We start from the raw sequence: 11,631 nt of genomic DNA on the forward strand, positions 1-11,631 counted from the left end.
CCGGTCAGCGGGCGCGCGGATGCGCGGCGGCGAACACCTCGCGCAGGTTGTCGACCGTCACCAGCGTGTAGATCTGGGTCGTCGTCACCGAGGCGTGCCCGAGCAGCTCCTGCACGACACGGACGTCCGCCCCGCCGTCGAGCAGGTGGGTGGCGAAGGAGTGCCGCAGGGTGTGCGGGGAGACGTCGGCGGTGACGCCGGCCCGCTCGGCGGTCCGCACCAGCACGGTCCACGCCGACTGCCGGGAGAGCCGACCGCCGCGGGAGTTGAGGAAGAGCGCTCCCCCACCGCCCGGCCTGCCGCTGCCGGTGCCGGCCAGCTCGGGGCGGGCGCGGACCAGGTAGGCGTCCACGGCCTCCCGGGCGAAGGACCCGATGGGGACCAGCCGCTCCTTGCCGCCCTTGCCGCGGAGCAGGACGGTTCCGTCGACGCCCGACTCGCCCCAGTCCACGTCGTCGACGTCGAGGCCGACCGCCTCGGAGATCCGGGCCCCGGTGCCGTAGAGCACCTCCAGCAGCGCCCGGTCGCGCAGGGCCAGCGTGGTCCCCGGCGCCCCGGCCGTCTCGAGGATCGCCTCGACGTCGCCGAGCGGGAGCGCCTTCGGCAGCCGCTTCGCGGGCCGGGGCGGACGTACGCCGGCCGCGGGATCGGCCTCGGCCATGCCGTCGGCGGCCGCGAACTTGTGGAAGCCGCGCACCGCGACGACCGTCCGGGCGGCCGAGCTGGCGCCGAGCGGTGGGTGGTCGGCGTACCCCTCGCGGAGGCGGGCGAGGAAGTCGGTGACGGTCGCCTCGGTGACCTGGCCGAGCTCAGAGACGCCGACGGAACGGAGGTACTCGGCGTAGCGGCGCAGGTCGCGGCGGTAGGACGCCAGCGTGTTCGCAGCCGCGCCGCGCTCCACCGTCAGGTGGTCGAGGTAGGTGCGGATCGCGACGCCGACGGCATCCGGCCCGCTCATGGCCGGGCGCCGACCAGCCCCCGCGTGTGCGCGGTCAGCACGGCAATGATGACGGGCGCGTCGCTGATCCGGCCGGCCAGCACCGCGTCGAGCAGGTCGGCGAACGGAACCCGGACGAGCTCCATGTCGGCCTCCTCGTGGGCGAGCTCGAAGTCGCCGCGTCCCAGGTCGCTCAGCCCGCGAGCCAGGTAGTAGTGGATCAGCTCGGCCGAGATGCCCGGCGAGGAGTAGGCGGACGTCAGGTGCGTCCACTCCTCCGCGGCGAGCTGGACCTCCTCCTGGAGCTCGCGCTTGGCCACCTCGAGCGGGTCCTCGCCCTCGGCGTCGCACAGACCCGCAGGCAGCTCGATGAAGCGGCGACGGGCGGGGTGGCGGTACTGCACGACGCACACCACGTGCTCCTCGTCGTCGACCGCGAGCACGACCGCCGCACCGGGGTGCTCGAGCACGAGTCGCCGGAAGGGCTCGCCGTCGGGATGGGTGGGCGAGGTGACCCAGTCCGCGCGCAGCGCCATCACCCAGTCGTCGCGGTGCAGGTCCTCGGTGCGTACGACGGGCCAGGACTGGTCGACGTCCTGGAGCGGCGGCGTCGTGCCGGTCACTCGGCGCCGTTCTCCACGAGCTCAACCCCGTGATCCGCCTCGTGATCCGCCTCGTGATCCGCCTCGTGCTCAACGCTGTGCTCGACGTGGTCCGGCTCGCGGTGCAGCTTCGACTCGTCGATCGGGAAGCGCTGCTCGCGCTGACGGATGATCGCGGCGCCGACGAGGCCCCGGAAGAGCGGGTGGGCCTTGGTCGGCCGCGACTTCAGCTCGGGGTGGGCCTGCGTGGCGATGTAGTAGGGGTGCACGTCGCGGGGCAGCTCGACGAACTCCACCAGGTTGTTGTCCGGGGACGTGCCGGAGAAGACCAGGCCGGCCTCCTCGAGCTGGTCGCGGTAGGCGTTGTTGACCTCGTAGCGGTGGCGGTGACGCTCCTCGATCTCGGCCGCGCCGTAGATCTCACGGGCGATCGAGCCCGGCTTGAGCGCGGCCGGGTAGAGGCCGAGGCGCATCGTGCCGCCGAGGTCGCCCGCGCCCTCGACGAAGGCGACCTGCTCGGCGATCGTGGCGATCACCGGCTCCGGCGTCTCGGGGTGGAACTCGGTCGAGTCGGCCTTCTCCAGGCCCAGCACCTGCCGGGCGTACTCGATGACCATCGACTGCAGCCCCAGGCAGATGCCGAGGGTCGGGATGCCGTTGGTGCGCGCGTAGGTGAGGGCGCCCAGCTTGCCCTCGAGGCCGCGGATGCCGAAGCCGCCGGGCACCAGGACGGCGTCGACGTCGTGGAGGTGCTTGTGGGCACCCGCCTGCGTCTCGCAGTCGTCGGAGCGGATCCAGCGGATGTCGACCTTGGCCTCGTGGGCGAAGCCGCCGGCGCGCAGGGCCTCCGCCACGGAGAGGTAGGCGTCGGGCAGGTCGATGTACTTGCCGACGAGCGCGACGGTCACCTCCTCCTTCGGGTGGTGCACCCGGCGGAGCAGGTCGTCCCACACCGTCCAGTCGACGTCGCGGAACGGCAGGCCGAGCTTGCGGACGACGTACGCGTCGAGGCCCTCGCGGTGGAGCACCTTCGGGATGTCGTAGATGCTCGGCGCATCCGCGGCGGTGACCACCGCCTCCTCGTCGACGTCGCACATCAGGGCGATCTTCGACTTGATGCTCTGCGGCAGCTCGCGGTCGGCGCGGCACACGACGGCGTCGGGCTGGAGGCCGATCTGGCGGAGGGCGGCGACCGAGTGCTGCGTCGGCTTGGTCTTCAGCTCCTTGGACGGGCCGATGTAGGGCACCAGCGAGACGTGCACGAAGAAGACGTTGTCGCGGCCGATCTTCTGGCGGACCTGGCGCGCGGCCTCGAGGAACGGCAGCGACTCGATGTCGCCGACCGTCCCGCCGACCTCGGTGATCACGACGTCGACCGAGTCGCCGTGCATCGCGAGGATGCGGTCGACGATCTCGTTGGTGATGTGCGGGATGACCTGGACCGTCTCACCGAGGTAGTCGCCGCGGCGCTCCTTGGCGATCACGTTGGAGTAGACCTGCCCGGTCGTCACGTTGGCGCTGCCGGAGAGGTCGGTGTCGAGGAACCGCTCGTAGTGTCCGACGTCCAAGTCGGTCTCGGCGCCGTCGTTGGTGACGAAGACCTCGCCGTGCTGGAACGGGTTCATCGTCCCGGGGTCGACGTTGAGGTAGGGATCGAGCTTCTGCATCGTCACGCGGAGCCCGCGCGACCTCAGCAGACGGCCGAGGCTCGACGCCGTCAGGCCCTTCCCGAGAGAGGAGGCGACGCCTCCGGTGACGAAAACATGCTTAGTCTGGGCGGCCGACCTCATGGGCCTCGATCCTATCCCAGCGGAGCGGGTCCATCGATTCCGGACGCGCCGAAGCTTCCGTTGCCGCCCGTGACCTGTCGCACGAGGGCGAGTACGGCGGCCACCCGGCCTGCCGCGGTCTCGACCCCGTCGACCGTCGCCACGGCCGCCTTGCCGTCGCGCAGGGAGGCGATGTCGCGGTTGCGGCTACGGCCCGCGACGACGACGCCGTGCGTCTGCGCCGCGAGTCCCTGGACCAGTCCGTTGGCGATGGCGTCGTCGAGGTCGTCGCCGACGACGACGAGGACCAGGGGTGCCACGCCGGCGTCGGCCGGCTGGTCGCCGACGGCCTCGATCAGCTTGGCGGCCTTGAGGCTCTCGCGCACCGTGCTCGCGGGGGCTCCGGGCGGAGCGGGGGCGCCGGTGGTGCCGAACGCGACGCCCAGGAGGTGGCCCATCCGGGGGTAGGTGGTCAGCGTCGTGTCGGCGAGGGCCGGCACCTGCGGGCCGAGCTGGGCGGCGAGCTGGCTGCCCATGGTGTCGACGAGGGTCTTCTGGCCGGGCGCCGTCAGGCCATCGGTCAGCCGGTCCTCCGTGACGACCGCACCGCCCGCCGCGACGATCTGGTCGACGAGCGCCTTGGCGGCCGCGGGCGAGACCCCCGGGGTGGTCAGTACGGACACCGTCTGTCCGGCCAGGCGCCGGCCGTAGAGCGAGGGCGCGGCCGCGGCCACGAAACCCTCGTCGAACGCGGTCGCCCTCCGGGGAGAGGCGTGCCCGGTGGACGCGGCATCACCGCGGCCGTCGTCGAGCGGGCCGGCGCCGAGTGCGATGCCCGCGGCGAGCGCGAAGAGAACGCCCAGGGCGGGGAGCAGCCGCCTCATCGGACGAGGTCCATCAGCTGCTGGGCCCAGTCGTTGCCGACGGCCGTCGTGGCGATCGACGCCCCCACGGCGACGAGTCCGGCGAGCACGGAGGCGCCGACGTGCCAGGGGCGCACGCGGCCGGTGTAGAGCAGCGGGAGCGTGGCCGCGTCGACCAGGTGCGGCCCGAGCACCAGGCGGGTGAGGTAGCTGCCGGCCAGCCCCGAGCTGCGCCGGTCGAGGAAGTCGTGGAGCGTCGTGGTCAAGCCGACTCCGACGACCAGGCTGGGCCGGCCGGCGTGGGCCACGAGCAGGGCGGCGTCCTGGGCGGACACGGTGGTGCCGATGACGTGGGCGGCGATGCCCATTCGCGACAGCCCGTCGGTCACCCCCGGGATCGCGTCGGCCCGTTGGACGACGACGACGTCGCGAGCCCCGCGCAACACCTTGGCGTCGGGGAGCGAGTCGGAGCCGGACAGGACGACGACCTCGGCCTTGACGCCCGCCTTGCGGAGCCTCTCCGCGGCTCCGTCGACGGCGACCACGACCGGCCGCTGCTCCCGGATGAACCGCTTGACCTGGACGAGGTCCCCGGGCCGCGCCTGCGCGACCACGACGACGGGCCGCTCGTCGAGCGGGGTGTGCAGCATGGGGATGGCCTGGCCGGTCAGGAGGACGTCGCCCTCCCGGCGCAGCAGCTCGCTGCTGTTGTGGGTGAAGGTCTCCAGCTGGGCGACGAGGCCGGCACGGGCGTCCTGCATCGCGAGCCTGACGTCGTCGAGGTCGAGCGCGCGTCCCTGCACGAGCAGCTGGGTGCCCTGGTAGAGCCCACCGTCGCGGATCGTGACCTCCTCCGTCTCGGCGAGACGGGCGAAGGCCGACGCCCCGATGCCCTCCACCAGCACGATGCCGGCGTCGGCGAGGATCTCGGGCCCGAGGTTGGCGTAGCGACCCGAGATCATCGACTGTGCGTTGACGACGGCGGCGACGCGGGCGTCGACGAGCGCACGCGCGGTGCCCTGGTCGATGTCGAGGTGGTCGATCACGGCGATGTCGCCGGGCTCGAGCCGCCCGAGCAGCGCACGGGTCGGTCGCCCGGCGCGGACCGGACCGCGGACGCCGACTGCTGTGTCCTTGACGGTGGTGGAGCGGGTGGGGAGTCTCATGACCCGTTCATCCTCACATCCGGCCACCGCCCGATCCGGGAGCCCAGGTGTCGGCGTGTCAGGCCGCTCCCGTGCGCGGGGAGCGCGTCAGCGCGCCGCGCGAGCCACCTCGAGGAGCTCACGGGCGTGCGCGAGCGCGGTGTCGGAGTCGGTGAGGCCGGCGAGCATCCGCGAGAGCTCCCGCTCCCGTCCGGCGTCGTCGAGGAGCGTGAGGCCCGAGCTGGTCACGCTGCCGTCGCTCGACTTCTCGACGACGACGTGCTGGTCGGCGTACGCCGCCACCTGCGGGAGGTGGGTGACGACCAGGACCTGTGCCGAGCGGGCCAGCTGCGCCAGCCGCCGGCCGACCTCGACGGCCGCGGCACCGCCGACGCCGGCGTCGACCTCGTCGAAGACGAAGGTGGGGACCGGGCTGGTGCCGGCCAGCGCGACCTCCAGGGCGAGCATCACCCGCGACAGCTCGCCGCCGGAGGCGCCCTTGTCGAGCGGGCGCGGGTCGGAGCCGGTGTTGGCGGCGAGGAGCAGCTCGACCTGGTCGATGCCGGAGCCGCCGAAGCGCAGCCACCGCTCCCCCACGCGCAGCGGCGCGCCGGCCGCATCGGCATCGGGCGCGGGCAGCTCGGCCTGCCGGACCGAGACCGACAGCCGGGCGTGCGGCATGGCCAGCCGGGTCAGCTCCTCGGTCACCTCGACCGCGAGCCGCTCGGCGGCGTCCGTGCGCAACCCGGAGAGCTCCGCGGCCGCGTCGGCCAGCTCCACCCGCAGCCGGGCCCGCTCGGCGCGCAGCTGCTCGATCCGCTCGTCGGTGCCGTCGAGGTCGAGCAGCCGGGTCGCCGAGGACGCCGACCAGGCGAGCACCTCGTCGATCGTGTCGCCGTACTTGCGGGTCAGTGCGGTGAGTGCAGCGCGCCGTTCGGACACGCCGGCGAGGCGGGCCGGGTCGGTGTCGATCCGGGAGGCGTAGGACGCCACGTCGGCGGCGACGTCGGAGAGCAGGTAGCTGACCTCGGCGAGCCGGTCGGCGAGCTCGCCGGCCTCGGTGTCGTGCTCGCGGACGCCCTCGAGCAGGGTGCGGGCCGCGCTGACGGTGCCGAGGGCGTCGGGCGCCCCCTCCTCGCTCGAGAGGGCCTCGCGGGCCTGTTCGGCGGCCGATCGGAGCGTGTCGGCGAAGCCGAGCCGGGACTCCTCGGCGGCGAGGGAGGCGTCCTCCCCCGGCTGCGGGTCGAGCGCCTCGATCTCGGCGAGCCCGAAGCGCAGCAGGTCCGCCTCCCGGGCACGCTCGCGCTGCGTCGCGGTGACCTCGGCGAGCTCGGACTCGACGCCCTGGAGCCGCGCGTGCAGCTCTTGGTAGCGCGCCAGCGCGTCGGCCACCGGCTCGCCGCCGAAGCGGTCGAGGGCGTCGCGCTGCGCGCGGGGGCGCAACAGCCGGTGCTGGTCGGACTGGCCGTGGACGGCGACCAGCGGTTCGGCCACGTCGCCGAGCGTGGCCACCGGGACGGCCGCCCCGCCGACGAACGCCCGAGAGCGACCCTCGGCCGCCACGGTGCGGGCGAGCACGACGCGGCCGTCCTCGACCTCGCCTCCGGCCTCGTCGACCGCCGCGCAGAACGAGCTCAGGCGGCTGCCGTCGACGATCCCCTCGACGCGCGCGGTCCGGGCTCCGCTGCGTACGGCGCCCGAGTCGGCCCGGCCGCCGAGCAGGAGGCCGAGCGCCGTCACGATCATCGTCTTGCCGGCGCCGGTCTCACCGCTGATGACGGTCAGCCCCGGGCCGAGCTCGAGCACCGAGTCCTCGATCACGCCCAGGGACGAGATCCGGATCTCCTCAAGCATCGCCGCGCTCCCGTCGCAGCCGCTCGGCGGCGCCACGCCAGCCGTGGACCGGGAGGTCGAACTTCGCGACGAGTCGGTCGGTGAAGGGCGCCTCGTGCAGCCGGACCAGGCGCACCGGCCGGTCGCCGCGGGTGACCTCGATGCGGGCGCCGGGCGGCAGGTCGAACGCACGCCGGCCGTCGCACCACAGCACGCCCGCGCCGTCGGCACGGCTGATCACCTCGATGGCCAGCTCGGAGGTGGGCGCGACCACGAGCGGCCTCGCGAAGAGGGCGTGGGCGCAGATCGGCACCATCAGCAGCGCCTCGACGCCCGGCCACACCACCGGCCCGCCGGCGCTGAAGTTGTAGGCCGTCGAGCCGGTCGGCGTCGCGCACACGACACCGTCGCAGCCGAAGCGCGACAGCGGCCGGTCGTCGACCTCGATGACGACCTCGAGCATCCGCTCACGGGCGGCCTTCTCGACGCTTGCCTCGTTGACGGCGAAGGTCCGGAAGACCTCCGCGCCGTCGGTGTAGACCCTGACGTCGAGCGTCAGCCGGTCCTCCGCGATGTAGCGGCGGTGGACCACGGCGTCGATGGTCGAGTCGACGTCGTCGTACTCCGCCTCGGCGAGGAACCCGACGTGGCCCAGGTTGACGCCCAGGACAGGAGTGCCGCTGTCGTGGGTGAGCTCGGCCGCCCGCAGGATCGTGCCGTCGCCGCCGATGACCAGGACGAGCTCGCAGCCGACCGTCACGTCGCCGTCGCCGTGCGCGAGCTCGATCCCCTCGTCGGCGTGCACGCCGAGGTCGGCGGCCTCCGTGTCCGGCAGCCGGACGATCAGTCCGTAGCCGACCAGCGCCTTGCAGAAGGCGACCGCGACCTCGCGGGCCTCGTTGCGGCCGGTGTGGGTGAGCAGGAGCACCCGGCGTACGTCGGGCTGGCGGCTCGGTTCGGTCACTTCCCCAGCCTCTCATCCGCCGCCGTCGGTTCGGCGGCAGCCGCGACCGCGTCGAGGCCGATCTTGTCGTGCACGGCCTGTGCGATCGTCTCGTCGTCGATCGTGGCGGGCCCGCGACGCAGCCACAGGAAGAACTCGACGTTGCCCGACGGGCCTGGAAGGGGGCTGGTCGTGACGGCCCGGGCGCCCCAGCCGCGGGCGGAAGCAGCGGCGGCGATCGTGGTGACGGCCTCGGCCCGCAGCGCCGAGTCGCGGACGACGCCGCCCTTGCCGACACGGTCCTTCCCGACCTCGAACTGCGGCTTCACCATCAGCGCGAGGTCCCCGTCGGGGGCGACGACACCCAGGAGGGCGTCGAGCACGAGGGTCAGCGAGATGAAGGACAGGTCGCCGACGATCAGGTCGACCGGCCCGCCGATGAGCTCCGTGGTGAGGTCGCGGACGTTGGTGCGGTCGTGCACGACGACGCGCTCGTCCTGGCGGAGCTTCCAGGCGAGCTGTCCGTAGCCCACGTCGACCGCGACGACCTGTGCCGCCCCGAGCCGCAGCAGCACGTCGGTGAACCCGCCGGTGGAGGCGCCGGCGTCGAGGCAGCGTCGTCCGGCGACGGACAGCCCGTGCGGCTCGAAGGCGGCCAAAGCGCCGGCGAGCTTGTGGGCCCCGCGGGAGACGTAGTCGGGGGTGAGCGGGTCGTCCTTGACGACGATCGCGACATCGGTGCTGACGCCGGTGGCCGGCTTGGTGGCCACGGCCCCGGAGACCGTGACGCGGCCGGCGGCGATCAGCTCGCTGGCGTGCTCGCGCGATCGGGCGAGCTGCCGACGGACGAGCTCGGCGTCGAGGCGGAGGCGGCGCGGTGGCATGGTCGGGAGCCCCTCAGGAGGGCTCGTCGGCCTGATCGTCGGCCTGATCGTCGGCCCGGTCATCGGCCTGGCCGTCGAGCGCGCGGCGCAGCCTGTCGTGGGCGCGTTCGAAGACGGCGACCTGGTCGTCCGCGGGAAGGTCCACGGCCCCGTCGACCTCGGCGAGGACGGCATCGACCGCCGGGACGCCGGTGCGCGCGGACTCCGCGCCGGCGTAGGGCTGGTCCTCGGTCATGGGCAGAGGCTACCGGGGCGGGGTCAGTCGACTCACGTCCGCCGCAGCCCCGGACGTGTCGAGCCACCACCAGCACACGCTGGCGACGGCTCGCCACCAGTCGTCGACGGAACCGCTCCCGGTCACCTCCACACCCCGCTCCCCACCGACGGCCTCCCAGCCGCCCAGGGAGCAGCGCCCCTGCGCCACCGTGACCTTCGGGTGCGTCACGAGCAGGCCGGCGAGATCGGCGGAGATGTAGGTCGGCCGCAGGTCCGGCGTCGCGCCGGCGAGGTCACCAAGCCCCGAGACGCCGGTCAGGACGAGCAGGGAGTCCACGCCGGCGGCGTGCGCACCGGCGATGTCGGTATCGAGCCTGTCGCCGACCATCAGCGGACGGGTGCCACCCACCCGTCGCACGGTCTCGTCGAGCAGCGGCCGGGCCGGCTTTCCGGCGATGTCCGGCTCCACGCCGGTGAACCGGCGCAGCATGTCGACGAGCACACCGTGGCCGGGGGCGACACCGTAGGGCGTCGGAATGGTCAGGTCGCTGTTGCTGGCCACCCACCACAGGCCGTCCTGCACAAGGACCGCCCCGTGCATGAGGTCGCGCCAGACGAGGTCAGGGTCGTAGCCGGTCACGAGCGCCTCCGCCTCGTCAGCGACGCCGACCGGGACGAGCCCCTCCGCCTTCAACGCCTCCAGCAGCCCCTCGGCGCCGAGGACGACGACGCGAGCGCCTTCGCCGAGGCGGTCACGGAGCACGCGGGCCGCGGCCTGGGCGGAGGTGACGACATCGTCGGCGCCGGCCTGCACTCCGAGCTCGGTGAGGTGGGCGGCGACGACCTCGGGGGGCCGCGAGGCGTTGTTGGTGATGAAGGCGAGGCGCTGACCGCGGGCCCGCACGGTCTCCAGGTGGTCCGGCGCGCCGGGGACGGCTTCGCCGCCCACGTAGACGACGCCGTCGAGGTCGAGCATCGCGAGGTCGTACGCCTCGCACAACGGCTGCTCAGATGCGCCCAGCATGAGCGCCACCCTAGTGGTCGCCCGGAGGGCACCTTGCCCCCTCATTAGCATGGCCGGATGGACGCCAGCGACGTCGTCACCCCGCCGTACCTCGCGGGTCCGCTGAGCCTCCTGCCGTTCGCCGCGCAGCTCCTCCAGCCGTCTCGCATCGGGGACCCCGGCACGGGACGGCTCTTCGCGCGGCCCTACCGATCGGTCCACGCCCGGCTGCGGCACTGGCGGGAACGCGGCTGGATCACGACCGATCCGCACCCCGCCATCTACCTGCACGAGTACTCCTCCGCCGGCCGGACGGTCCGCGGGATCGTGGGGACGCTCGAGCTCGGCCAGCGGGGCACCGGCCCGGCGATGTCCCGGGTGCTCCCCCATGAGGGCATCCACCCGGCCCAGGTCGACGAGCTCGCCGCGCGCATGGGCGAGATGCGGCTCAACCCGGCACCGATCCTGCTGGTCCATCGCGGGTCCCCCGCGCTGCGGCGCTTGCTCGGTGACATCAGCGCCGCGCCGCCGACGCGGCAGTTCGAGGACGCGGGTGGTCAGCGCCACCGGCTATGGGCGGTCCGAGCTCCCGAGGAGCTCGCGGCGATCCAGGACGAGATCGCACCGTCCCGCGCCCTGATCGCCGACGGCCACCACCGCTACGCCGCCTACCTCCGCATGCAGGCCGAGAGCCCGGGGACCGATGCGGACTCCGGCCTCGCCATGCTCGTCGACCATGTCGACACGCCGCTCCAGCTGCACGCGATCCACCGCGCGCTGGCCGGCGTCCGGCTCGATCGCGCACTCGACGCACTCACGACCCTCGGGGTCCCTGTCGAGTTCCGCCCGGTCGCCGTCGCCGCGGCTCCGGACGCGGCCACCCTCCTGCTCACCGACGGACACCGGTGGGCGCTCGCGAGGCTGCCGCCTCACCCGGGGACGGTCGTCGAGTACGTGCACGACACCCTCCTGCCCGCGATCGAGCGCCGGTCGCAGCGGGTCAGCCACCATCCGGACCCCGAGGAGGCGGTCAGCACCGCGCACCGGCGACGGGGGACCGCGCTGATCCTGCCGGCGCCGACCTTCGAGCAGGTCCTCGAGGTGGCCGTGGCCGGACGACTGCTCCCCGAGAAGGCGACCTCCTTCCAACCCAAGCCGCATCTGGGGGTCCTCATGCGCTCGCTGAACGACGGATGAGCCGCGCCGTCCGGACCTCGACGTCGATGCGCGAGGCGGGCATGACCGGTGGACAAGGCGGTCAGAACCGGCGCCTGTGGAGAGAAGGTGGCTCTCCATCGCCTCGGAGCCCATGAACGGCACGCCCGCAAGGGTCGGAAATGACAGTAGGGCCACCCCCGCGGGGGTGGCCCTACTGTGAATGATTGTCCGGCGGCGTCCTACTCTCCCACAGCCTCGCGGCTGCAGTACCATCGGCG

Annotated in this window: 11 protein-coding genes; 1 reads left to right on the plus strand and 10 read right to left on the minus strand. The window is 73.5% G+C overall.

Annotated elements, in window-relative coordinates; all coding sequences use genetic code 11:
• Positions 1-4: 4 nt before the first annotated feature.
• The 10 genes from BM236_RS17715 to BM236_RS17760 all read right to left on the minus strand — a co-directional run bounded on the left by BM236_RS17715 (position 5) and on the right by BM236_RS17760 (position 10,216).
• Positions 5-958 carry a site-specific tyrosine recombinase XerD gene (locus BM236_RS17715; protein WP_091126505.1) on the minus strand — a complete coding sequence of 318 codons (954 nt, stop codon included), beginning with the start codon at positions 956-958 and terminating at the stop codon, positions 5-7.
• Positions 955-1,560: an NUDIX domain-containing protein gene (locus BM236_RS17720; protein ID WP_245750415.1), complete on the minus strand. Its 606-nt coding sequence runs from the start codon at positions 1,558-1,560 to the stop codon at positions 955-957. Before BM236_RS17720 ends, BM236_RS17715 begins: the two co-directional genes overlap by 4 nt.
• Positions 1,557-3,329: a CTP synthase gene (locus tag BM236_RS17725; RefSeq protein ID WP_091126506.1), complete on the minus strand. Its 1,773-nt coding sequence runs from the start codon at positions 3,327-3,329 to the stop codon at positions 1,557-1,559. The genes BM236_RS17720 and BM236_RS17725 overlap by 4 nt, the downstream gene beginning before the upstream one ends.
• 11 nt (positions 3,330-3,340) lie before the next feature.
• Positions 3,341-4,192, minus strand: coding sequence for a copper transporter (locus BM236_RS17730; protein WP_091126508.1), 852 nt, complete (start codon positions 4,190-4,192; stop codon positions 3,341-3,343).
• On the minus strand, positions 4,189-5,337 hold the full coding sequence (gene steA, locus BM236_RS17735) for a putative cytokinetic ring protein SteA (protein WP_091126510.1): 1,149 nt from the start codon (positions 5,335-5,337) through the stop codon (positions 4,189-4,191). The genes BM236_RS17730 and steA overlap by 4 nt, the downstream gene beginning before the upstream one ends.
• Before the next feature lie 87 nt (positions 5,338-5,424).
• Positions 5,425-7,170 (minus strand): DNA repair protein RecN, encoded by a 1,746-nt coding sequence (gene recN, locus BM236_RS17740; RefSeq protein ID WP_091126520.1) that lies wholly within the window; start codon positions 7,168-7,170, stop codon positions 5,425-5,427.
• On the minus strand, positions 7,163-8,113 hold the full coding sequence (locus BM236_RS17745) for an NAD kinase (protein WP_217645401.1): 951 nt from the start codon (positions 8,111-8,113) through the stop codon (positions 7,163-7,165). Before BM236_RS17745 ends, recN begins: the two co-directional genes overlap by 8 nt.
• Positions 8,110-8,976, minus strand: coding sequence for a TlyA family RNA methyltransferase (locus BM236_RS17750; RefSeq protein WP_091126511.1), 867 nt, complete (start codon positions 8,974-8,976; stop codon positions 8,110-8,112). The genes BM236_RS17745 and BM236_RS17750 overlap by 4 nt, the downstream gene beginning before the upstream one ends.
• Before the next feature lie 13 nt (positions 8,977-8,989).
• The gene (locus tag BM236_RS17755; protein ID WP_091126513.1) at positions 8,990-9,211 is read right to left on the minus strand and encodes a hypothetical protein; all 222 of its coding nucleotides are present in this window, start codon (positions 9,209-9,211) and stop codon (positions 8,990-8,992) included.
• 9 nt (positions 9,212-9,220) lie between these two features.
• The gene (locus tag BM236_RS17760; RefSeq protein ID WP_091126524.1) at positions 9,221-10,216 is read right to left on the minus strand and encodes an HAD-IIA family hydrolase; all 996 of its coding nucleotides are present in this window, start codon (positions 10,214-10,216) and stop codon (positions 9,221-9,223) included.
• 57 nt (positions 10,217-10,273) lie between these two features.
• On the opposite strand from BM236_RS17760, the gene BM236_RS17765 reads away from it, so the two are divergent.
• Entirely contained in the window at positions 10,274-11,392 is a 1,119-nt protein-coding gene (locus tag BM236_RS17765; protein ID WP_091126514.1) for a DUF1015 family protein, read from the plus strand.
• The last annotated feature ends 239 nt before the right edge of the window (positions 11,393-11,631 follow it).

Origin of the sequence: Nocardioides terrae, from assembly GCF_900112345.1 — a bacterium.
Lineage (GTDB): Bacteria > Actinomycetota > Actinomycetes > Propionibacteriales > Nocardioidaceae > Nocardioides > Nocardioides terrae.